The organism is Massilia terrae, assembly GCF_024753145.1.
GTDB classification, from domain to species: domain Bacteria; phylum Pseudomonadota; class Gammaproteobacteria; order Burkholderiales; family Burkholderiaceae_D; genus Telluria; species Telluria terrae.
This window is the reverse complement of record NZ_JANUGU010000001.1, coordinates 755,654-778,168: the sequence shown is the minus strand read 5'-3', so window position 1 is coordinate 778,168 and position 22,515 is coordinate 755,654. Positions and strand designations below refer to the sequence as shown.

Here is a 22,515-nt window from a genome sequence, read left to right as displayed (position 1 = left end):
GTTTTATTGCCGGCTTGCGAGCGCGGCCAGCGAGGCCCGTTCGGCCAGCCGGATCGGGAACTCGGCCGCCACCGGACGCTCGCCGCCGTAGCAGCGGTTGAGCAAGGCGTTGACGCCGCTGAGGGCGATGTCGCTCCAGGGGATGTGGACGGTGGACAGGCGCGGCGCCGAAAATTCGGCGCTCGGCGTGTCGTCGTAGCCCAGCACCGAGACCTGGCCCGGCACCGCGATCCCGGCCTCCTGGAAATACGACAAGGCGCCCACCGCCATTTCGTCGTTGGCGCAGAACAGCGCGGTGAACAGTTGGCCCGAGGCCACCAGTTCCGCCGCCGCCGACCACCCGCCCTGCGGCGAGAAGTCGCTCTCGGCGATCCACAGCGCGCCGGTATCGACACCCGCCCGGCCCAGTTCATCGAGGAAGCCCTGGATCCGCGCGACGTTGTCGGAGGCCGTCGCCGGGCCGGCGATCACGGCGATCTTGCGGTGGCCGCGCGCCAGCAGGGTGCGCGCCGCCAGCGTGCCGCCGGCGCGGTGGTCGGGGCTGAAGCACTGGCCCGGCAGCTTGCCGGAACAGTTCAGCAGCACGACGCGCGACTGCTTGGGCCCCAGCGCGGCGATGTCCTCGTCGCTCAGGTCGTTGCTCATCGCCAGCAGGCCGTCGCAGCCGCGCGCGATCAGGAAGCCGATGCCCTCGATCGCCTGGCGGCGCGCATCGCCGGTGCCGGTGCCGAAGGCGACCACCATGTTCAGGCCGGCGGCGCGCAGTTCGGTATCGATCAGCTGCAGGATCGGCGTGTAGAAGGTGCCCTTCAGGATCGGGATGTACACGCCGATCATGCGCGAGGATCCGGACAGCAGCGCGCGCGCCGTGTGCGACGGCCGGAAGTCGAGCTGTTCGATCGCCTTCTGCACCTTTTCGAGCGTGGCCGGCGACACCGAGCCCTTGCCGCTCACTACCCGCGAGGCGGTACCCAGTCCCACGCCAGCCAGGCGGGCTACATCCTTGATCGTTGCCACGGCATCCTTCGGTTGATCGCTGATTCGCGCATTAGCAAAAGCATACTGCATTTGGGGCGCCGGAACCACCCGGCCCCGCCCTTCAAGGCTGGTCGTTCCAGGTGAAAGTCGCCACACTGCCGGCCGGCAGCGTGTAGCCGAAGCTGCGCCCGGCGGCGCGCACCGAGAACGCGCGCGGCCGCGGCGCCGGATTCGCCACCAGCAGCGCGATTTCACCGTCGGTGTTGCGGAAAGCGACCGTATCCAGGCCGCCCTTGCCGGTGCTCGATGCGATCCGGCGCGCGCCCGGGCGCACGAAGCGGCTGGCATGCGCGAGCGCGTAGTATTCGACGTTGCGGCTGATCGCGCCGGTCTGCGAATCGATGGTGACCACTGCGCGGCAGTCGCCGCAGCCGCCCTTGTGCGGCCCATGGTGTTCGTCGAGCGCCAGGTTCCACAGCGATACGCCTCGCGCCCAGCCGCGGGTGGCGCCGATGATCAGGGTGCGCGTGAAATACTGCAGGTTGGGAGCGAAGCCCGGCGCCCATTCGCCGCCCGAGCATTCGGTGAGCCAGGCATCCTTGTCGGGATGCGCATCGTGCACCGGCCCCTGCGCCTTGACGTCGCCGGCGTAGCAGTGCCAGGCGACCGCGCTGACATACCTGGCTGCAGTGGGATCGGCCAGCACCGCCAGCGGCGACTCCGGCTGGTCCCAGTTGTGGTCCCAGTCGAAGATCTGGGTGCCCGGGTTCTGCTTGGCCAGCACCGGCCCGAGGAAGCCGCCGATGAAGGCGGCGCGCGCGGCCGGATCGACGCGCATGCCGGGATAGTCGCCCGGCTCGAAATGCGGCTCGTTCTGCAAGGTCAGCGCGAAGATCGGCACGCCCTCGGCCTGGTAAGCCGACACGTAGCGGCTCAGGTATTGGGCGAAGGGCGCGAACGCTTCCGGCTTCAGCTTGCCCTGGATCAGACTGTCGTTGGTCTTCATCCAGGCCGGCGCGCTCCACGGCGACGCCATCACTTTCAGCTGCGGGTTGATCGCCAGCGCCTCCTTCACGGTCGGCAGCAGCGCCGCGCGGTTCGGCTCGATCGAGAAGTGCTCCAGATTCGGGTCCGACTGGCCGGGCGGCATGTCGTCGAAGCTGTAATGGCTGGTCGAGAAATCCGAGGCGCCAATGGTGAGGCGGGTGAACGACAGACCGATGCCGCCCGGGCCGCGGCCGAACAGTTCCTGCATCAGCGCCTCACGTTGCGGCGCATCGAGGCGCTGCTGGATCAGCTGCGCCGAAGCGTCGGTGATGGCGGCGCCGAAGCCCGCCATCTCCTGGAAGCGCTGCGCCGGATCGACGTCGATCACGATCCCGGCGCGGGTGGCGGCCCCGAAGGCGGCATCCTTGCCGCGCGCGAGCAGCAGCTTTTGGTCGCCGGTGGTGATCCATGCCTGCACCGGCTGCGGCGCGGCGGCGGCCTGCAGCGCGACACCTGCCAACAGCGGTAGCAGCACGGCGCGTAGCCGCATTCCAGACAGTCCCGTCATGCTTCCCTCTCCTTCGTTATTGAATCTCATAAGCGCCGCTCGCTGGCGGGGTCGAACAGGGAGGCGCGATCGGCGTCGAAGCCGAAGCGCAGTTCCTCGCCGATGGCGAAGCCACGCTGGGCGTAGTCGATCGCCGACAGCTGCTGGCCGCCGGCCTCGATGCTCACCACCTGGTGGTTACCCATCGGCTCGACGAGGGTGACCTTGCCGGCCAGGGGCGCGCCGGGCTCGATGGCGATGTGCTCCGGCCGGATGCCGAGCACCACGGGGCGCGCGCCGAGCGTGGCGGCGGCCGGCAGATCGAGCGCCAGCGTTCCGGCGCCGAAGCGCCCACCGCCATCGAGCTCGCCGCGAATGAAGTTCATCGCGGGCGCCCCGAGGAAGCCGGCCACGAACAGGTTGGCCGGGCGCTGGTACACCTCGGCCGGCGCGCCCACTTGCTGGACGCGGCCGGCGCGCATGACGACGATGCGGGTGGCCAGGGTCATCGCCTCGACCTGGTCGTGGGTCACATAGATCATGGTCGAGCCAAGCGCCTGGTGCAGCAGCTTGAGCTCGCGCCGCAGCTCGGCGCGCAGCTTGGCGTCGAGGTTGGACAACGGCTCGTCGAACAGGAACACGCCGGCCTCGCGCACCAGCGCGCGGCCGATCGCGACACGCTGGCGCTGGCCGCCGGACAGCTGCGCCGGTTTGCGGCCCAGCAGCGGCTCCAGCTGCAGCATGCCGGCGGCACGCGCGATGCGGCGCCGGATCTCCTCTTTCGGCGTGCCCGCCACGCGCAGGCCGAAGGCCATGTTCTGTTCCACGGTCATGGTCGGGTACAGGGCGTAGGACTGGAATACCATGCCGATCCCGCGCTCGCTCGGCTCGGCGTCGGTCATGTCGCGCCCGCCGATCTCGACGCTGCCGGCGGTCACGTCGAGCAGGCCGGCAATGCCGTGCAACAGGGTCGACTTGCCGCAGCCGGAAGGACCGAGCAGCACCAGGAACTCGCCCTCCTCCACCGCCAGGTCGAGATCCTTGATGACCTCGTGCCCGCCGTGGCGGATGTCCAGGTTCCGAAGACGCACGTTCGACATGAATTATCCCTTTACCGCGCCGGCGGCGATGCCGCGCACGAACCAGCGCCCCGAAATGAAATAGATCGCCAGCGGCACCAACGAGGTCAGGATGGTGGCGGCCATGTTCACGTTGTACAGGCGCACCCCGGTGCTGGTGTTGATCACGTTATTGAGCTGGACCGTCATCGGCAGGTTGTCGCGCCCCGCGAACACCAGGCCCAGGATGTAGTCGTTCCACACGCCGGTCACCTGCATGATGGCGGCGACCACGATGATGGGCAGCGACATCGGCAGCATCAGCTGCAGGAAGATGCGCCAGAAGCCGCCGCCGTCGATGCGCGCGGCCTGGAACAGTTCATGCGGGATCGACGCGTAGTAATTGCGGAACAGGAGCGTCATGACCGGCATGCTGAAGATCAGGTGCACCAGCACGATGCCGGCCAGCGAACCGAAGATACCGATCGCCCCCAGCACCCGCACCAGCGGGAACATCATCACCTGCACCGGAATGAAGGCGCCCAGCATCAGCACGCCGAACAGTAGCTGCGCGCCGCGCGGCTTCCAGAACGACAGCGCATAGCCGTTGAGCGCGCCGAGGAAAATGGCGAGCACGGTGCTCGGCACGGCGATCTTCACCGAATTCCAGAAGCCGGCGCTGATGCCTTCGCACGATACGCCGGTACAGGCCGCGGTCCACGCGTCGCGCCACGGCGCCACGGTCAGCTGCAGCGGCAGCGCGAAGATATTCCCGAGCCGGATCTCCTCCATCGGCTTGAGCGAGGTGACCACCATGATGTACAGCGGCAGCAGGAAGAACAGCGCGGCCGTCAGCAGGAAGGCGTAGATGCCGATGCGCGCCGGCGTGAAGCTGCGCCGCTTCATGCGCGCCCCTTGCGGCTGCGCGCATAGGCGTAGGGCGCCAGCAAGGCCAGCACCGGCACCAGCAGCATCACGGCGGCGGCCGAGGCGAGGCCGATGTTGGCGCGCCCGAACAGGTTATCCATGATGAACTTGGCCGGCACCTCGCTGGCTGTGCCGGGGCCGCCCTGGGTCATCGCCACCACCGCGTCGTACAGCTTGACCACCGCGGTCGACAGCAGCAGGAACACGGTGGCGATGGTCGGCCCCATCATCGGCAGCACCACCGACAGGTAGACGCGCCAGGCCGGAATGCCCTCGACCCGCGCCGCCTTCCAGATGTCGGGGTCGATGCCGCGCAGGCCGGCCAGCATCATCGCCATCACCAGCCCGGACGCCTGCCAGGCGGTGGCGATGACGATCGTGTACATCACCTTGTCCTGGTCGACGATCCAGTCGAAACCGCCGGCGCCGAAGCCGAGCTGGGCGAGCGCCTGGCCGATGCCGGCATCGGGCGTGAGCATCCACTGCCACACCAGGCCGGTGGCGACGAAGGACATCGCGTAGGGATACAGGAACACGGTCCGCAGCACGCCCTCGCCGGACACGTTCTGGTCGATGAACACCGCCAGCAGGAAACCGGTCACCATGCAAGCGGCCACGAACAGCAGGCCATACAGGACCAGGTTATGCTGCGACACCAGCCAGCGCTCGTTGTCGAACAGGCGCGTGTACTGGGCCAGTCCGACGAAGTGGTCGGACGGGAAGCTGCGCGAACTGGTCAGCGAGATCCGGACCGACCACAGCACCGCGCCGAGGTAGCCGACGATGACGGTCAGCGCCATCGGCAGCAGCGCGGCAAACGGCACGATCGCGCGTGCCCGCTTCAAGGCGCGCATCGTCCTAGTTCTGCAGCGCGGCTGCAATGCCTTGCTGGGCTTTCTCGACCGGCATCGCGGAATTCCAGTAGGCGGTCAGCACGTCGGCCAGGTCGCCGTTCTGGGCCGGCGTCAGGTATACCTCGCCGTTGCCGACGTGGCGCGCGCGGTCCTTCATGATGGCCATGCCGGCCTGGGCGCAGGCGTCCATGCGCGAGGCGTCGAGGTCGGAGCGCACCGGGACCGATCCCTTCAGGCGGCTGAACTCGATCTGGGTGGCCGGCGCCACGATCACGCTGGCCAGCAGCTTTTGCGCCTTGAGCGTGTCCGGATTGTCGGTCTTGGGGAAGATGAAGGCGTCGCCCTGGATCAGGTAGGGGGTCTTGGGGCCGAAGCCGGCGATGCAGCCGTAGTCCTTGCCGGCGACCTGGCGCGCCGCATTGAATTCGCCCTTGACCCAGTCGCCCATGATCTGCACGCCGGCGCGGCCGGAGATCAGCATGGCGGTGGCGTCGTTCCAGTTGCGTCCCGGCGCCGCCGCGTCGGTATAGCCGCGCAGGCGCTTGAAGGCCAGCAGCACGTTGCGGAATGCGCTTGACCGGATCGCGCGCGGATCGCGGTCGCGGAACACCGACAGGTACAGGTCCTTGCCGCCGACATTGGCCAGCACCGCCATGAACACGATATTTTCCTGCCACGACTGGCCGCCGTGCGCCAGCGGCACCAGGCCGGCCGCCTTCAGCTTGTCGAGCGCCGCGAACAGTTCGTCCATCGTGGCCGGCTCGCGCGTGATGCCGGCTTTCTTGAAGGCCGCCTTCGAATACCAGATCCAGGTCGGCATGTGGATGTCGATCGGCACGGCGTAGTAGTGGCCGTGGACCTTGATGACGTCGCGGATCGGCTCAGGCAGGGTGCTGTCCCAGTGTTCTTTGGCGGCGACGTCGTCGACGTTATTGAGCATGCCCTCCTCGATCACGTCGAGGAACTGCTTGGAGGTGTTGAACTGGGCGGCGGTGGGCGGATTGCCGCCGGCGACCCGGCTGATGGCCACGGCGCGCGCCTGCTCGCTGCCCGCGATCGCGGTGTCGACCCACACGCCGCCGGCCGCGCGGTAGGCGTCGGCCAGTTTCCTGACCGCGGCCGATTCCCCGCCCGAGGTCCACCAATGGATGACTTCCGCTTTGGGCCCGGCCGCATGCGCCACGCTGCCGGCGCCAAACGCCAGCATCCATGCCAGCGCCAGCTTGTGTGCTCTGAACATCGAATCTCCTTGTAGCGGATCTGGGTCCGCTTGCCGGTGGGAGGCCGCTCTCAAATGGATTGGAAACGTTACCACCGCCTTGATGGACTATACCACCCGCGATGTTTTGGTGTCAATGCGGCCCTCGGCGCCCCGCCATTTTACGGGGTTTATCGACAATTGCCGACTTCCATCTGATGGGTCTGCCGTGCGCTAAAAAAATATCGCCACCGGCACGCCGGGGTGATATATTTCCGGAAAAGTTGGAAACGATTCCAGAACGCTGAACGGAGACCCAGTGAAATACCAGACCAGCCTTCTCATCGCCAGCCTGTGTGCGCTGGCCGCCTGCCAGGCCATGGCCGGCCCCGCAACGCCGGCCGCCAGTGAGGCCGCGCCGCTGCCGCCTGGCGGCAAGCCGGCCGGCTACAAGCTGGTGTGGGCCGACGAGTTCAGCAAGCCCGGCCTGCCCGACCCCGCCAAATGGGACTACGACACCGGCATGAACAAGACCGGCTGGGCCAACGAGGAGCTGCAGTATTACGCCAAGGGCCGGCTGGCCACGACGCGGGTGGCGCATGGCAAGCTGCTGATCACGGCGCGCAAGGAAAAGCTGGCCGGTGAAAGCGACTACGGCGGCCAGGCCTACAGCTCCGGGCGCCTGTACACGCGCGGCAAATTCGAATTCACCTATGGCTTCGTCGAGGTGCGCGCCAAGCTGCCCTGCGGCCTTGGCACCTGGCCGGCGATCTGGATGCTCGGCACCACCGACGGCTGGCCGGAACAGGGCGAGATCGACATCATGGAACACAGCGGCATGAAGAAGGGCGAGGTGCTGGGCAGCCTGCACACGGGCGCGTTCAACTGGCCGAACAAGACCCAGATTACCGCGCCGACCCGGGTCGAGACGGTGTGCGACGCCTTCCATCGCTACCAGCTGACCTGGGATGCGGACCACATCTCCATCGGCGTCGATGACCGCAACTACCTGCAGTTCGCCAATCCGAAGGACGGCGACCACCACAAGTGGCCATTCAGCGACCCGCAATACCTGATCCTCAACCTGGCGATCGGCGGCATGATGGGCGGCCCGGTGGACGACAAGATCTTCCCGGCCACGATGGAAGTCGACTACGTCCGCGTCTACCGGCGCTAAGCGATGATCGTGCCGCACCAATTCAAGCAAGCCTCCACCCTCGCCGCCCTTCTGCTGGGCGCCGGCCTGTGCGCCGCCGCGGCGCCCGAAGCGGCAAGCAGCGCGCGCGTGCGCCAGCTGCTGTCCCAGATGTCGCGCGCGGAAAAAATGGCCGTCATCCGCGGCGCCCAGGAACCGGCCGGGGTAACCCTGGGCCAGGCCGGCTGGACCGCCGGCGTCCCGCGCCTGGGCATCCCTGACCTGCGCTTTGCCGACGGTCCGCCCGGCGTGCTGGTGCGCCACCCGTCGACCGGCATGCCCTCCACCCTCTCGATGGCGGCCACCTTCAGCCCGGCCGATGCGGAGGAAACGGGCGCGCTGATCGGCCGCGACGCCCGCGCCCTGGGCGTGGACGTGATCCTGCAGCCCTTCATCAACATCTACCGCGACCCGACTTTCGAGCGCGCGTATAACACCTACGGCGAAGATCCGGTCCTCACCGGAATACTGGCGGCGCGCTTCGTGCGCGGCGCCCAGGCGCAAAACGTGATGGCCCAGGCCAAGCACTTTGTCGCCTACGATGCGGCGGCGGCGGATGTGGAGGTCGATGGCCAGGCGCTGCGCGAAATCTACGCGGAGCCGTTCCGCGCCGTGGCCCAGGCCGGCGTCGCCTCCGTGATGTGCTCGTACAACAAGGTCAATGGGGTGCACGCCTGCGGCAACGCGTCCACCCTGAACGGCATCCTGCGCAAGGAATCGGGCTTTCGCGGCTTCGTCACTTCCGACTGGGGCGCGACCCATGGCGCCGAGTTCATCGCGCGCGGCCTGGACATGGAACAGCCGGGCATCGGCCCCGACGCCTACTTCGCCCTTGGCAAGGAGGCCGCCGCCGCCGGCATGACGGACGAGGACAAGGCGGAGCTGGTCGAAACCCTGGCTGCCGGCGTGCCGGAGGAGCAGCCCTACATCACCGCCCCGGCGGCCGAAGCGCCGCAAGCCGAGCCGGCCGGCATGTCGAAGAATCTCGGCGCGGCGCTGGCGAAGGGCAGCGTCACCGACGCCGACCTCGATCGCGCGGCCGGCCACGTGCTGGGGCAGATGGAGCGCTTCGGCTGGCTCGATCGCGCGCCGAACCATACGGTGCAGGCGCAAGCGGTCGAGGCCAATGCCCGCGCGGTGCAGCGCCTGGCCGAACGCGGCGCCGTGCTGCTCAAGAATGACGGCGTACTGCCGCTCAAGCCCTCCGATCTCGATTCGCTGGCCCTGGTCGGCCCCGGCGCGCAGCAGACCTTTGCCATCGTCGCCGGCGAAGAGCAGTCCTTCGGCCGCGCCGAGCGCCAGCTTGGCGCCTACCACGCCCTGCGCGCCATGGGCGCCGGCGACGGGCTGCGCCTGGCCGTGGCCGATGACATGACTGGGGCGCCAATCCCGCCGCAAGCCTTCAGTGGGCTGGTGCGCATCGAGGGCAAGCAGCAGGCGGCTGCCGCCGACATCGACCACACCCTGCGCTCCGGCAGAGCGCTACCTGCCGGCGCCAGCGCCAAATGGAGCGGCACCTTGAACGTGGACGCCGCCGGCGCCTACGACATCGACCTCCAGCTGATCGGCGCCACCGGCAAGTTCGCGATCGACGGCCGCAAGATCGGCAATATGGGCTGGTGGGGCGGCCACGGCGACATCGTGTTCGCCAACCGCGACAACGTGATCCCGACCACCGACGGCCTGGACAACGTGCGGCGCCTGGTCCAGCTCAGCGCGGGCCCGCACCGCATCGAGGTCGAGGCCACCGCCGACAGCAGCGGCGCGCCGGTACAGGTGCGCCTCGCCTGGGTCACGCCGCGCATGAAGCAGGACGCGTTCGAAGCCGCGGTCGACGCCGCGCGCCGTGCCAAGACCGCGGTGGTCTTCGCATGGGCGCGCAATCATCCGGCCTTCGGCTTGCCGGGTGAGCAAGACCGGCTGATCGAGGCGGTGGCCGCGGTCAATCCGAATACGGTCGTGGTGTTGAACACCGGCCACGCTGTGGCCATGCCCTGGCTCGACAAGGTGCGCGCCGTGCTCGAAATGTGGTACACCGGCGACGAAGGCGGCTGGGCCGCGGCCAGGCTTCTGACCGGCCGCGCCAATCCGGCCGGCCGCCTGCCGATCACCTGGCCGGCGCGCCTGGCCGACGGGCCGGCCAACGACCCGGCCCATCCCGAACGTGCGTCCAAAGGCGTGAACGGCAAAACCGTCTACAAGGAAGGCATCTTCGTCGGCTACCGCTGGTACGACCACCAGGACCTCGCGCCGCTGTTCCCCTTCGGTTTCGGCCTGAGCTACACCAGCTTCCGCTATTCGGACCTGAAGCTGGCGCGCGCAACCGACGGCGGCCTCGATGCAAGCGTGGTGGTAAAAAACACGGGCCAGCGCGACGGCGACGAGGTGGTGCAGGCCTACCTTGGCGCCCCGCATCCTGCCCCCGCCGGCGCAGCTTTCGCCAAACGCGCGCTCGCCTCCTTCGACCGGATTACGCTCGCGGCGGGCGAGGAACGGCGCGTGCAACTCCACATTGCGCCCGAACGCCTGCGCTACTGGTCGAAGCGCGACCAGGCCTGGCACGACGCCCGCGACGGGCGCACGGTCTACATCGGCCGCTCCTCGCGCGATCTGCCACTTTCGAAAATGGTCAGCCAATGAAAATTGAAACGGAATACGATGCGATCGTCATCGGCAGCGGCATCAGCGGCGGCTGGGCTGCCAAGGAGCTGTGCGAGAAGGGATTGAAGACCCTGGTGCTGGAGCGCGGGCGCGACGTGAAGCATATCGCCGGCTATCCGACCATGAGCAATCCGGCCTGGGACTTCAAGCTGCGCGGATCGATCAGCCGCCAGCAGCAGGAGGAGAACCCCTACATCTCCAAGGCCGCCGGCTACGACGCCACCACCGCGCACTTCTTCGTGAAGGACGCCGACCATCCGTACATCCAGGAAAAGCCGTTCGAATGGATCCGCGGCTACCAGGTCGGCGGCAAGTCGCTCACCTGGGGCCGCGCCTGCGCTCGCTGGGCCGACAGCGATTTTCGTGCGCCGGAGCGCGACGGCTATGGCATCGCCTGGCCCATCACGTACGAGGACATCGCGCCCTGGTACAGCCACGTCGAGAAATTCGTCGGCATCAGCGGCAGCAAGGAAGGCATCGAGACCATGCCGGACGGTGAATTCCTGCCGCCGTATGAACTCAACTGCGTCGAGCAGCACCTGCGCACCGTGATCGCGGAGAAGTTCGGGCGCCATTACGTGCCGGGCCGCTGGGCGCACCTGACCGAGCCACAACAGGTCCACCTGGAGCAGGGCCGCGGCCAGTGCCAGAACCGCAATCTGTGCATGCGCGGCTGCCCCTTCGGCGGCTACTTCAGCTCCAACAGCGGCACCCTGCCCTGGGCCGCCCGCACCGGCAATCTCACCATCCGGCCGCATTCGGTGGTGCATTCGATCCTGTACGACGACAAGCTGGGCGCCGCCACCGGCGTGAAGGTGATCGACGCGCAGAGCAAGGAGGTCCTGGTGTTCAAGGCGAAGATCATCTTCGTCAATGCCTCGGCCCTGAACACCAACCTCATTTTGCTCAGTTCAAAGTCGGCGCGCTTCCCGAATGGCCTGGGCAATGACAACGGCCTGCTCGGCAAGTACATCGCCTTCCAGAACTACCGCGCCGGCATGAGCGGCGAGATCGACGGCTTCGAGGACCAGTACTACGAAGTGCGCAAGCCGTCCGAATGCATCATCCCGAACTTCCGCAACGTGCATCGCCAGGACACCGATTTCGTCGGCGGCTACGTGATCTTCTCGGGCGCCGGGCGCCAGGGCTGGGGCGAGGCCGGCGCCGATGCCGGAATCGGCGCGGAACTGAAGAAGGCCGCCAGCCAGCCCGGCAAATGGACCGCCTACATGTATATGCAGGGCGAGACCATCCCGAAGGCCGGCAACCACGTGCGCCTGAGCGAGGACCAGACCGACCAGTGGGGCATTCCGCTGCTGGTGACCTCGGTCGGCTACGACGACAACGACGACCGCATGGTCAGGGACTTCCTCGCCGAGGGGCGCAAGATGATGGAGGCGGCCGGCTTCAAGAACATCCAGGCCACCGACAACCACCAGGCGCCGGGGCTCGACATCCACGAGATGGGCGGCGTGCGCATGGGGCGCGATCCGGCCACCTCGCTGCTCAACGAGCACAACCAGCTGCACCTGTGCCGCAACGTGTACGTGACAGATGGCGCCTGCATGACCAGCACCGGGAACCAGAGCCCGTCGATCCTGTACATGGCGCTCACCGCGCGCGCCGTCGACCACGCGGTCAGGGAACTCAAGAAAGGATAAGGCCATGCACCGCCGCGACTTGCTCAAGCTGATCGCCGCCGCCACCGGCTGCGCTTTGGTCGGGACCGAACGTGCGCTCGCCGCGCCGGCGGCAGGCGCCGCGTTTTCGGCGCACGATATCGCCATGCTCGATGAAATCGCCGAGACCATCATTCCGCGCACCGATACGCCAGGCGCGAAGGATGCCGGCGTCGGTCCCTTCATCGCGCGCTACGCCCACACCTGCTACGAACCGGCGCAGCTGCGCAGCCTGCAACAGGGCATCGGCAACATCGAGGCGGCGATGCGCGCACAATCCAGGGTCGGCTTCCGGCAAGCTTCCCCGGCGCAGCGCCACGCGCTGCTCTCGGACCTCGACCGCGAGGCGAAGCAGCAGGCGAACGATCCCGCCCGGCCGGCGCCCCATTACTTCACGCTGATGAAGCAACTGACCCTGCTCGGTTTTTTCACCTCCGAACCGGGCAGCACGCGCGTGCTACGCTACCGGCCGGTGCCCGGCAAATACCGGGGCTGCGTACCGTACAAGAAGGGAGAGAGCTCATGGGCATGACCGCGTTGCGCCGCATGGCGCTGGCGGCGCTGTGCACGGCGCCGCTCGCCGTGGGCGCCGCCACGCCGCTGCAGTCCTTTGCCGGGCGCTGGGACGTCACCCTGAAGACGCCGCAACGCGCCTATTCGTCGTGGCTCGAGATCCGCGCCGAGCACGGCCAGCCACGCGTGCGAATGGTCGGCCGCTGGGGCCATGCGCGCTGGCTGCCCCAAGCGTCGCTCTCCGATGGCCACCTGCGCTTCGTCTCGCCGAAGGAAGAAGAAGGCCGCACGGACGGCGACATGGTGTTCGACGGCGCGCTCGACGGCGGCGAACTGCGCGGCACGACCACCGGCCCGGACGGCGCCACCTGGACCTGGCGCGCCACCCGTGCGCCGGCGCTCAAGGCCGCGTACATGCCGAAATGGGGCACGCCGGTCAGCCTGTTCGACGGCAGGGACGCCCGCGCCTGGACGCCGGTGGACACCGCAGCCAAACAGTGGCGCGTCGCCGACGGCGTCCTCACCAGCCCCGGCGCCGGCACCGACCTGCGCAGCGTCGCCAGCTTCGGCGACTTCAAGCTGCACCTCGAATTCAACTGCGTGCCGGGAGCCAACAGCGGCGTCTACCTGCGCGGCCGCTACGAGCTGCAAATCGAGAACGACCGCGAACCGGAGGCCGCGAACATGCGCACCGCCGGGATCTACGGCTATCTCGCGCCGTCGCCGGCCGCGCCGCGCACGCCGGGCGTGTGGCAAAGCTACGACATCACCCTGGTCGGGCGCTATGTCACCGTCAAGCTGAACGGGCAGACCGTGATCGACCGGCGCGAAATCCCGGGCATCACCGGCGGCGCGCTCGACAGCCGCGAGGGCGAGGATGGGCCGCTGGTCCTCCAAGGCAGCGAGGACGGCCAGGTCAGCTACCGCAATATCGTCATCACCCCTGCGGTGAAGCCATGAAGCCAGGCCGCCGGCGCTTCCTGCGCGCGGGCGCTGTCGCCGCCGGCGCCGCCGCCCTCCCCGCGAGCATCGCGCGCGCGCTCGCGATCCCGGCCGCGCGCGTCAGCGGCACCACCGCCGATGTGGAGCACGTCGTCATCCTGATGCAGGAGAACCGCAGCTTCGACCATTACTTCGGCACGCTGGCCGGCGTGCGCGGCTTCGGGGATCCGCGCCCGCTCACGCTGCGCGAAGGCAGGCCGGTGTGGTATCAGCCGGGCGACGATGGCCGCCACGTGCTGCCCTTCGCCCTGCGCGCGGGCGGCGGCGCGGACGACCGTAGCCAATGCCTTGAATCGGACCTGCCGCACACCTGGAAAGGCAGCCAGCGCACCTGGGCCTTCCACGATGCCTGGGTCCACAGGAAGGGCCACGGCTCGATGGGATACCTGACGCGCCAGGACATCCCCTTCTATTTCGCGCTGGCCGACGCCTTCACCATCGGCGACGCCTACCACGCCTCGCTGTTCGGCCCGACCAATCCGAACCGCATGTTCCTGTTCAGCGGCACCAATGGCCTGTCGGTGAACCGCGACGGCTTCCACGCGCTGGACAACGTCGATGACTTGAACTACATGGCGCCGATGGCGCTCGACCAGGCGGCGTGGATCTCGCCTTACACCTGGACCACTTACGCCGAACGACTCAGCGCGCACCAGGTGAGCTGGAAGGTCTACCAGGAATACGATAACTACGGCTGCAACGCGCTGGCCTACTTCCCCCAGTTCCGCAAGCTCGACCTGTCCGATCCGGAGCAGCGCGAGCGCTACCGGTGCGCGCGTGCCTATGCCGGCGAAGCCGCGGGCCTGGACGGCAGCGGCGTTCCGGTCAACGCCAACCCGCCGGACGCCCAGGCGCTGGTCGACCTGATCGCCGCGGATGTGCGCAGCGGCGCCCTGCCGGCCGTGTCGTGGATCGTGTCACCGGCGAAGTTCTGCGAACATCCGGAGATGAACCCGCCCGGCTACGGCGAATCGCTGGTCGCGCGCATCCTCGACGCGCTCACCGCGAGCCCGGAAGTCTGGGCGAAGACGGCCCTGATCATCTGCTACGACGAGGAAGGCGGCTTCTTCGACCATGTGCCGCCGCCGGTGCCGCCCGCATCGCCCGGCGAGGGCTACAGCGGTGTGCCGACGACCGGCGAGACCAGCGGCGGCGAAGCGGTCGGTCTGGGCGCGCGCGTGCCGCTGCTGGTGGTGTCGCCATGGACACGCGGCGGCTGGGTGTGTTCCGAAGTGTTCGACCACACTTCCATCCTGCGCTTCCTCGAACGCCGCTTCGGCGTCGCCGAGCCGAACATTTCGCCGTGGCGGCGCACTGTCTGCGGCGACCTCACCTCGATGTTCGACTTTGCCCATCCGAATGCGGACCGGCCCGGCGCGCTGTTCGACACCAGCCACCGCAGCTACCTCGACCGGGCCGACGCCCTGTGCCGCAACCATGGCCCGGTGGCGCCGCCGCTGGACCAGGCGCTGCCGGCCCAGGAACGCGGCGCCGGCGGCGACGCCACCCGGCCCGCGCGTCCCCTTCCCTACCACCTGGCGGCGGACGGCGCGCGCGAGGGCGACCGCTTCCGGATCGCCTTCGCCAACAGCGGCCGGGCCGGCGCCGCCTTCACCGTGTATTCGCTGCGGCATCATGGCGGACCGTGGTACTACACCCTGCCGCCCGGCGATGCCGCCATCGGCAGCTGGGGCCTGCAGGAATTCCGGGACCGACAATACGACTTGCGCGTGTACGGGCCAAACGGCTTCCTGCGCGTGTTCCGCGGCGGCGCCGACAGCGATGTCGAAGCCCGCGTGGACGAGACAGCGCGCGGAACCCTGGCGCTGCGGCTTGAAAATCATGCGGCGCGCGCGGCGCCCGTGCGGATCGAGGACCACGCCTACGGTGGCGGCGTGCGGGAACTGCTGCTCGATGCCGGCGCCAGTGTGGTTCTGCCGTGGCCGGTCGAGGCCAGCCATGGCTGGTACGATATCGGGATCACCACCGGCCACGATGGCGCGTTCGCGCGGCGCTTCTGCGGCCACGTGGAGGACGGCATGCCGAGCCGCAGCGACCCGGCCTTCGGTGCCGCGCGCGAACAGGCAGTCTGATTTCAGGAGAGAGGCACGATGCGCAAATTGAAAATTGGCGTGCTGGCGGCCGCGCTGGCGCTGGCAGTTCCGGCCCTGGCCTTCGAGACGCTCCGGATGCCGGTCCCCAGCCAGTCGATGCACAAGGCGCCCAACACCACCGTGATCCTGCCCGCCAGCTACCGCCAGGGCAACGCCCGCTACCCCACGGTGTACCTGCTGCACGGCTGGTCGGGCAACGATCAGGACTGGGCCATGGAAGGCAATGCCGGCCCGCTGGCCGACACCTACGGCGTGATCCTCGTCATGCCCGACGGCGGCTACGACAAGTGGTACGTCGACAGCCCGGTCTCATCCGGCGACAAGTACGATACCTACGTCGGCGAGGAAGTGGTGGCCTTCGTCGACCAGCACTTCCGCACCGTCCCGCAGAGGCAGGCGCGCGCCATCACCGGCTTGAGCATGGGCGGCTTCGGCGCGCTGCACATCGCGCTCGGCCACCCGGGAACTTTCGGAACCGCCGGCAGCATCAGTGGAGGCGTCGATCCGCGCCCCTTCACCGAGAAGTGGAATCTCAAGGCAGCCTTCGGCGATCCGGTTCGCAATGCCGATTACTGGAACAGCCAGGCGATCATCAGCAACGCAGAGCGCCTCGGGGCCAGCGGCATCGGACTGGCGATCGATTGCGGAGTGGACGATTTCTTCGCCCCCGTCAACCGCGCGCTGCACCAGCGTCTCCTGGAACTGAAGGTGGCGCACGACTATACCGAGCGTCCGGGCGGGCATACCTGGGACTACTGGACCAACGCCATCAAGTACCAGATGCTGTTCTTCTCGACCCGGTTCAGGCAGGAACGGAACTAGGCTGCCAGCCCTTCAATGCACCATGTACTTCGACGCGTCGTCCGGACCGTGGCGCACAGTGATGCCGGCGGCGTCCAGCTGTTCGACCTGCGGCTGCAGCCGGGCTTCGAACTTCTCCATGTCGCGCGGGCCGGCCGGTGACCAGGCCACTTCCGCGAAGCCCATCATGCGCGGATACAGCATGAACTGCAGGAAGCTCTCGGTGCGGATGTATTCGGTCCAGATGCAGGCCTCCACGCCGCGCACGCGCGACAACTCGGCCGGCGTATAGTCCGCCGGCACAGGCTCCCACGCCAGCACCTTGGCCAGCGAAGTCGGGCCGTTGTCGTTGCCCTCCCATGGCGCGCCCGGTTCGCCCAGGCCCTGCGGATAATCGAAATACACCTGGTCCACCGGCGACAGCACCACGTCGAAGCCGGCCTTCACCGCCTGGTCGCGCGCCTCGGGATGGGCTTTGCGCCACCACTGGATCACCGTGTGGTCCACGCCCGCGCTGAAGGCTTCGTCCCATGCCATCGCTTGGCGCCCCAGGCCGCGGATGATCTGCGCCACGCGCCGGTCGAAGTGGCCCTCCACGGCGCGCAGGTCCTTGCCGCCCAGTTGCTGGCGCAGCGCCTGCACCTCCGGCAGCGAGTTCCAGTTGCTGCCCAAGGCCAGTTCGTCGCCGCCGAAATGCAGGACTGGCGACGGGAACAGGCGCGCCACTTCCGCGAACACGGCCTCGATGAAGCGGTAGCTGTCCGGATTGGCCGGGTTGATGCTATGCCCGCCGTCGAAGAACTGGGGATAGGCGCGCGCCGAGGTGCCGGCGTGGCTGGGCATCTCCACCGTCGGCACCACCGTGATGTGGCGCTCCTCCGCGTAAGCCACCAAGGCACGGATGTCGTCTGCGGTGTAGAACTGGCCGTCCTCGTTTTCCGTCAGTTTCGGATACGCCGGGATCGCCAGGCGCCAGCCGCTGTCGTCGGTCAGGTGCAGATGCAGGACGTTGAGCTTGTAGTAGGCCATCTGGTCCATGATCCCCATCAGCACCTGCTTCGGGAAGAAATGGTTGGCCACATCGACCAGCAGCCCGCGCCAGGCGAAGCGCGGGGCATCGGAGATCTCCACCGCGGGCAAGGGCGCGCCATGGGCGGCAAGCACCAGCTGGCGCAGGCTCTGGGCGCCATAGAACAGCCCCGCGCTATCGGACGCACGGATGCGGATCCGGTCCGGCGCGACCGACAGCGCGTATGCTTCCGGGCGCGCGCCGGCGGCGGGTGGCGCCATCTCCAGCACGATTGCCGGGCTCTTGCCTGCGCCAATAGGGAGATGCAGCGCAGCCGCCAGTTGCGCCGCCGTCGCCGCAGCCGCGCCGCGGCCGATCACCGGCGTGGCCGGGCCGAGCACGAACACGCCCTGGCCGGCGCTGGCCTGCATGGGCCGCGGAATGACGGCATCGCCGGCGGCCAGCACGGGCGCAGCCTGCGCGCTCACGGCGATGGCGCAGGCGCCGAGAAACGCCGCGACAAGGCGCGGCAGTGCAGCTCTGGTGTCGGTCAGCATACTTGCGCTTTCTTGGTACTCAGTCCGGCACGCCGCAGTACTGGCGGACGTAGTCGGCATGGCTGGGCATGAAGTCGACGCATTTGCGCACCACCTGCTCCACGTCGCCCAGGAATTCGGCCACCTCGGCGGCCGGACGGACGTCGGCAAACGGGTGATGGCCCTTCGCCTCGATGTGCTGGCCATGCATTACCTGCAGCCAGCTGACTTCGCCGAACAAGTCTTTTTCGGAATGGACCAGGCGGCCATTGCTGCGATACAGGTCCATCTTGTGCTGCAAGCTGTCCGGGATGTCCATGGTGCGGCAGTAGTTCCAGAACGGCGAGTCGTCGCGCCGCGTGGCTTTGTAGTGCAGGACGATGAAGTCGCGGATGCGCTCGTACTCGGTCTGGGCCTGGGCATTGGCCTCCGCGATGTCGGCGGCGTCGAAGCCGGCGCGCGGGAACATCGTCAGGAGCCGCAGGATGCCGGTCTGGATCAGGTGGATATTGGTCGATTCGATCGGTTCGAAGAAGCCGGCGGCCAGCCCGATCGCCACGCAGTTCTTGTTCCAGATTTTCTTGCGCCGCCCGGACGTGTAGGCGATATGGCGCGGTTCGGCCAGCTGCTGGCCATCCAGGTTGTCCAGGAGGATGGCGGTGGCCTCGTCCTGGCCCATGAATTCGCTGCAGTAGACGTGGCCATTGCCGATCCGGTGCTGCAGCGGCACCCGCCACTGCCAGCCGGCCGTATGGGCGGTGGCGCGCGTCATCGGGATCAGGGGCTCGACCGCGCTGGACGGCACCGCCACCGCGCGGTTGCAGGGCAGCCAGCGCGACCAGTCCTCGTAGCCGGTCTTGAGAGTTTGCTCGATCAGCAGGCCACGCAGGCCGGAACAGTCGATGAACAGGTCGCCGCCGATGCTCTCGCCGCTTTCCATGATGACCGCCTCGATGAAGCCGTCGGCCGGGCGCTGCACCACCCGCACCACCTTGCCCTCGGTGCGCCGCACCCCGCCCTGCTCGGCCAGCCCGCGCAGGTAACGGGCATACAGGCCGGCGTCGAAGTGGTATGCCTGGACGATCTCGCCCAGCGGCGAACCAGCCATGTCGGCCGGCGCGCGCATGAACTTGGCCTGCAGCGCCGCCGCCGTGTTGATGGAATACTTGGCGAGATCGCTGGGCTTCCCTTCCTGCATCTGGCGCAGCCAGAAATGGTGGAAGGGCAGCCCGTCCAGCTCCGGCCCCAGCTTGCCGAAGCCGTGCACGTAGCGGTCACCGAGCGCGCCCCAGTTGACGAACTCGACGCCCAGCTTGAAGGTGCCGCGCGTGGCCCGCATGAATTCGGCTTCGTCGATGCGGAGGATGGAATTGAAGGTGGCCAGGTGGGGAATGCTGGCCTCGCCCACACCGATGATGCCGATGTCGTCCGATTCCACCAGGCGGATCCGGTAGTCGCCCTTCAGGATGCGCGTCATCGCGGCGGCGGTCATCCAGCCCGCGGTGCCGCCGCCGACGATCACGATGTCCCGGATATTCTTTTCTTGCATCTGCGTCCCTGCCATGAATACGATAAAAAAAACCCTGCCGGGGGGGACGGCAGGGTCAGGCTACAAACAGGCTCAGAACTTGTAGGACGCGCCCAGCAGGAACTGGCGGCCGTAGGTGTTGTACTTCCACGGCAGCAGGCCCTTGCCGTTGCCGCCAATTTCCGGTCCGGCCGTCTCCGCCGACGGCGCATTCGTCACGTTGTTCACCTGCAGCAGGATCGACAAGCCCTTGTACGGTCCCTGCTCGAACGAGTAGCCGAGCTGGAAGTCGACTTGCGACTCGGCGTCGATGTGCGAGGAATACTCCGTGCTCAGCAGGATGCTGCGGGTCGAGGCGGTGAAGGCCGAACGATAGCGGCGGCTGATCCGGGTGGAGAAGCCGTTCTTCTCGTAATAGGCGGTGACGCTGTTGACCACGCCGGAGAAGCCGTCCAGGTTGATCTTGTTGCCGTTATTGTCGTCCGGCAGCTGGTTCCTGGTGCCGGACACGCTGGCGACCACGCCATAGCCGGACAGGACCGGGGTCAGCAGCGAACCATCCAGCGAGGCGCTCAGCTCCATGCCGTACACCTTGCCGCCCTCGCCGTTGGCCATCGCCGAGATGGTGCCCAGGTTGGGGTTGCAGGACTGGTTGGAGACCGGGCAGCCCGGGGTCAGGTTCGAATAGTTCGGGAAGCCGCTGAAATCCCGGGTCGTGGTCTGGTTGTAGATAAAGGTCTGCAGCTTCTTGTAGAACATGGCGGCCGCGATATAGCTGCTCTTGCCGAAATATTTCTCCAGCGAGAAGTCCAGCGACTTCGCGCGCCACGGCTGCAGGTCCGGCTTGCCGCCCGAACCAGCGGACCAGGTGCCGACGCTGGAGCCGAGCGCGACCGCGGTCAGCTTGGGCTGGTCGGCGCCGGCCCGCATATCATCCATGCGCGGGCGGGCCATGGTCTTGGCCGCGCCGACGCGGGCGTACAGGTCGGGCATCAGCTCGAAGTTCAGGTTCAGGCTGGGCAGGTAGTCGGTGTACTTGGCGCCGCCGGTGACCGGAATCACGGAGCCCGCGCCTGGCGCGCCCGGCGTGCTGCTGTCGTTCCAGGCGAAGCCGTTCGACAGCTGCTGCGTATGCACCGCCTGGACGCCGAGGTTCCCGCGCACCGGGACCTTGCCCAGGTCGGTGTCGATGTCGAGCTTGGCGTAGCTGGTGGTCACCCGTTCGTGGATCGAATAGGCCTGGTCCTTGGCGTCCCACGGATTCTTCGACGTCGCGGTGTACAGGCCGAGGATGGCCGGCACGTTCCACGCCAGGATGTTGTTGTCGATATTGCCCATCCGGATATTGGTGGTGCCGGCCAGCGCATTGGCCGGGATCGCCATATTGTCATGGGCCAGCGCCAGGCTGTATTCGGCGGAGTTGACCACCTTGTCGCGACGGGTCTGGTTGATGCCGAACTGGACCTTGCTGAACAGCGTGCTGTCCAGCGTGCGCGCGGCGTTGAGGCGGAGCGACTTGATCTCGTCGGTGTAGCTCGGCGTCACCAGTTGCGCCCAGTTCGGGTTGTTGGTCAGCGTCACCTGCGCCGGATTGGTCAGATCCTGGTTGGTCGACCAGCCCGGATCGGATTCACTGTCCAGCCCGGAAAACTTGAAGATCGCCTTGCCCGGCTGCGCGGTGGCGATCGATTCGATCAGGCGCTCGTGGCGCTTGGCCTTGGACAGGCCCACGTCCAGGCTGGTGGTCCATTTCGGATCCAGCTTCAGCTCGCTCTTCCAGCCGGCCGAACGGATGTCGTCGGTGCGGTTGAAATTCTTGTCGTCGATGATGTTGGTGCCGTTGGCCACGGTGCCGCTGGAGACCACGGTGTTGCCGTTCAGGCTGGACGTGCCGACGTTCGAATAGGCCGAGGCCGGGTCGGCCCACAAGCCGAGGTCGCCGGTCCATTGGTTGGTGACGCGGTCCTGGGTGAACTTGGAATAGTACATGTCCACTTCGGTCCGGAAATTCTTGTTCGGACGGTATTCCAGCACGCTCATCAAGCCATCGCGCTTCTGCTTGCTGGACACGTTGCTGGCAGTGAAGCCCTGCGAGGCCACCGAGCCGGCCGGCAAGCCGGTGGCGCCGGCGCCCCATTGGCCGACGTAGTCACCGTATTTCCACGATTCGTAATTCTTGGCCTGGCCCGGCGAATCGAGGTGGGCGAAACCGATCGAGAAGCCGACGGTGCGGTCGAGGAACTGGTTCAGGTAGGACGCGCTGATCCGGTTGCCCACGCCGCTGGCGCCATTGGCGTTCAGCTTGCCGTAGGAGTTTTTCTCGCCGCGCACGTTGACCGACATCTGGCGGCCCTGGAAATCCAGCGGCATGGCCGGACGAATGTCAATCGTGCCGGACAGGCCCTGGCCGACCAGGGTCGCATCCGGCGTCTTGTAGACCAGCACCTGGTTCACCAGTTCGGACGGGAACTGGTCGTACTCGGCGGCGCGGCCGTCGCCCGAGCTCACCACTTCGCGGCCATTGATCACGGAACCGGCATAGTCCGGGCCCAGGCCGCGGATCGAAATCGCCGACGGGCGGCCGTCGACCCGTTGCGCGGCCAGGCCCGGCAGGCGGGCGATCGAGTCGGCGATACTGGAATCGGGCAGCTTGCCGAGGTCTTCCGCCGACACCGCCTCGATGATCAGGTTCGACGCCTTCTTCGCTTCGATCGCGCCTTCGATCCCCTTGCGGATGCCGGTCACGACGACGGTCTGGGTGGTGTCGGTGACTTCTTGCGCATAGCCTGCGCCGGACACCAGCAGCAGCGTGCAAGCTGCCGCAATCGGCTTGATCTGAAAGCGTTGGTAAAGGCGCGCCGGCTGGCGCGACTTCATGGGTGCTGGTTTTTTCATGTCTAGGCGGAATTTAATTGTTATCGAATGGTC

16 protein-coding genes are annotated in these 22,515 nt (G+C 67.6%); 7 read left to right on the top strand and 9 right to left on the bottom strand.

Annotated elements, in window-relative coordinates; translation table 11 throughout:
• Window positions 1-3 precede the first annotated feature (3 nt).
• The 6 genes from NX778_RS03545 to NX778_RS03520 all read right to left on the bottom strand — a co-directional run bounded on the left by NX778_RS03545 (window position 4) and on the right by NX778_RS03520 (window position 6,591).
• Window positions 4-1,017, bottom strand: a complete 1,014-nt coding sequence (locus NX778_RS03545) for a LacI family DNA-binding transcriptional regulator (RefSeq protein ID WP_258810292.1) — start codon at window positions 1,015-1,017, stop codon at window positions 4-6.
• 82 nt (window positions 1,018-1,099) lie between these two features.
• The gene (locus NX778_RS03540; RefSeq protein ID WP_258810291.1) at window positions 1,100-2,533 is read right to left on the bottom strand and encodes a glycoside hydrolase family 30 protein; all 1,434 of its coding nucleotides are present in this window, start codon (window positions 2,531-2,533) and stop codon (window positions 1,100-1,102) included.
• A gap of 26 nt (window positions 2,534-2,559) precedes the next feature.
• Entirely contained in the window at window positions 2,560-3,612 is a 1,053-nt protein-coding gene (locus NX778_RS03535; protein ID WP_258810290.1) for an ABC transporter ATP-binding protein, read from the bottom strand.
• Between the two features lie 3 nt (window positions 3,613-3,615).
• A complete protein-coding gene (locus NX778_RS03530; RefSeq protein ID WP_258810289.1) occupies window positions 3,616-4,476 on the bottom strand; it encodes a carbohydrate ABC transporter permease in 861 nt (286 codons plus the stop codon).
• Window positions 4,473-5,351, bottom strand: coding sequence for a carbohydrate ABC transporter permease (locus NX778_RS03525; RefSeq protein WP_258810288.1), 879 nt, complete (start codon window positions 5,349-5,351; stop codon window positions 4,473-4,475). The genes NX778_RS03530 and NX778_RS03525 overlap by 4 nt, the downstream gene beginning before the upstream one ends.
• 4 nt (window positions 5,352-5,355) lie before the next feature.
• Complete coding sequence (locus NX778_RS03520) at window positions 5,356-6,591, bottom strand: ABC transporter substrate-binding protein (RefSeq protein WP_258810287.1); 1,236 nt, start codon at window positions 6,589-6,591, stop codon at window positions 5,356-5,358.
• Window positions 6,592-6,868: 277 nt separating this feature from the next.
• Here NX778_RS03520 and NX778_RS03515 point away from each other — a divergent pair, with 277 nt between their 5' ends.
• From NX778_RS03515 to NX778_RS03485, 7 genes are read left to right on the top strand one after another with little or no spacing between them, the layout of a single operon-like run.
• Window positions 6,869-7,726 carry a glycoside hydrolase family 16 protein gene (locus tag NX778_RS03515; RefSeq protein ID WP_258810286.1) on the top strand — a complete coding sequence of 286 codons (858 nt, stop codon included), beginning with the start codon at window positions 6,869-6,871 and terminating at the stop codon, window positions 7,724-7,726.
• A 9-nt stretch (window positions 7,727-7,735) separates the two neighbouring features.
• Window positions 7,736-10,384, top strand: a complete 2,649-nt coding sequence (locus NX778_RS03510; protein WP_258810285.1) for a beta-glucosidase family protein — start codon at window positions 7,736-7,738, stop codon at window positions 10,382-10,384.
• A complete protein-coding gene (locus NX778_RS03505) occupies window positions 10,381-12,066 on the top strand; it encodes a GMC oxidoreductase (protein WP_258810284.1) in 1,686 nt (561 codons plus the stop codon). Before NX778_RS03510 ends, NX778_RS03505 begins: the two co-directional genes overlap by 4 nt.
• A 4-nt stretch (window positions 12,067-12,070) precedes the next feature.
• Complete coding sequence (locus NX778_RS03500) at window positions 12,071-12,616, top strand: gluconate 2-dehydrogenase subunit 3 family protein (protein WP_258810283.1); 546 nt, start codon at window positions 12,071-12,073, stop codon at window positions 12,614-12,616.
• The gene (locus NX778_RS03495) at window positions 12,607-13,557 is read left to right on the top strand and encodes a 3-keto-disaccharide hydrolase (protein ID WP_258810282.1); all 951 of its coding nucleotides are present in this window, start codon (window positions 12,607-12,609) and stop codon (window positions 13,555-13,557) included. The genes NX778_RS03500 and NX778_RS03495 overlap by 10 nt, the downstream gene beginning before the upstream one ends.
• Window positions 13,554-15,692: a phosphocholine-specific phospholipase C gene (locus NX778_RS03490; protein ID WP_258810281.1), complete on the top strand. Its 2,139-nt coding sequence runs from the start codon at window positions 13,554-13,556 to the stop codon at window positions 15,690-15,692. The genes NX778_RS03495 and NX778_RS03490 overlap by 4 nt, the downstream gene beginning before the upstream one ends.
• Window positions 15,693-15,710: 18 nt before the next feature.
• Window positions 15,711-16,535, top strand: coding sequence for an alpha/beta hydrolase (locus NX778_RS03485; protein WP_258810280.1), 825 nt, complete (start codon window positions 15,711-15,713; stop codon window positions 16,533-16,535).
• Between the two features lie 12 nt (window positions 16,536-16,547).
• Here NX778_RS03485 and NX778_RS03480 read toward each other — a convergent pair whose 3' ends face one another.
• The 3 genes from NX778_RS03480 to NX778_RS03470 all read right to left on the bottom strand — a co-directional run bounded on the left by NX778_RS03480 (window position 16,548) and on the right by NX778_RS03470 (window position 22,464).
• On the bottom strand, window positions 16,548-18,080 hold the full coding sequence (locus tag NX778_RS03480) for a beta-N-acetylhexosaminidase (protein ID WP_258810279.1): 1,533 nt from the start codon (window positions 18,078-18,080) through the stop codon (window positions 16,548-16,550).
• Between the two features lie 19 nt (window positions 18,081-18,099).
• Window positions 18,100-19,608 (bottom strand): tryptophan halogenase family protein, encoded by a 1,509-nt coding sequence (locus NX778_RS03475; protein WP_258810278.1) that lies wholly within the window; start codon window positions 19,606-19,608, stop codon window positions 18,100-18,102.
• A gap of 72 nt (window positions 19,609-19,680) precedes the next feature.
• Entirely contained in the window at window positions 19,681-22,464 is a 2,784-nt protein-coding gene (locus NX778_RS03470; RefSeq protein ID WP_258810277.1) for a TonB-dependent receptor, read from the bottom strand.
• Window positions 22,465-22,515 lie beyond the last annotated feature (51 nt).

What these genes read in the sequence shown, in the direction of transcription:
- NX778_RS03540 (WP_258810291.1), bottom strand. Translation starts at nt 2,533, where the DNA reads ATGACGGGACTGTCTGGAATGCGGCTACGCGCCGTGCTGCTACCGCTG.
- NX778_RS03535 (WP_258810290.1), bottom strand. Translation starts at nt 3,612, where the DNA reads ATGTCGAACGTGCGTCTTCGGAACCTGGACATCCGCCACGGCGGGCAC.
- NX778_RS03530 (WP_258810289.1), bottom strand. Translation starts at nt 4,476, where the DNA reads ATGAAGCGGCGCAGCTTCACGCCGGCGCGCATCGGCATCTACGCCTTC.
- NX778_RS03525 (WP_258810288.1), bottom strand. Translation starts at nt 5,351, where the DNA reads ATGCGCGCCTTGAAGCGGGCACGCGCGATCGTGCCGTTTGCCGCGCTG.
- NX778_RS03520 (WP_258810287.1), bottom strand. Translation starts at nt 6,591, where the DNA reads ATGTTCAGAGCACACAAGCTGGCGCTGGCATGGATGCTGGCGTTTGGC.
- NX778_RS03505 (WP_258810284.1), top strand. Translation starts at nt 10,381, where the DNA reads ATGAAAATTGAAACGGAATACGATGCGATCGTCATCGGCAGCGGCATC.
- NX778_RS03500 (WP_258810283.1), top strand. Translation starts at nt 12,071, where the DNA reads ATGCACCGCCGCGACTTGCTCAAGCTGATCGCCGCCGCCACCGGCTGC.
- NX778_RS03495 (WP_258810282.1), top strand. Translation starts at nt 12,607, where the DNA reads ATGGGCATGACCGCGTTGCGCCGCATGGCGCTGGCGGCGCTGTGCACG.
- NX778_RS03490 (WP_258810281.1), top strand. Translation starts at nt 13,554, where the DNA reads ATGAAGCCAGGCCGCCGGCGCTTCCTGCGCGCGGGCGCTGTCGCCGCC.
- NX778_RS03485 (WP_258810280.1), top strand. Translation starts at nt 15,711, where the DNA reads ATGCGCAAATTGAAAATTGGCGTGCTGGCGGCCGCGCTGGCGCTGGCA.
- NX778_RS03480 (WP_258810279.1), bottom strand. Translation starts at nt 18,080, where the DNA reads ATGCTGACCGACACCAGAGCTGCACTGCCGCGCCTTGTCGCGGCGTTT.
- NX778_RS03475 (WP_258810278.1), bottom strand. Translation starts at nt 19,608, where the DNA reads ATGCAAGAAAAGAATATCCGGGACATCGTGATCGTCGGCGGCGGCACC.
- NX778_RS03470 (WP_258810277.1), bottom strand. Translation starts at nt 22,464, where the DNA reads ATGAAGTCGCGCCAGCCGGCGCGCCTTTACCAACGCTTTCAGATCAAG.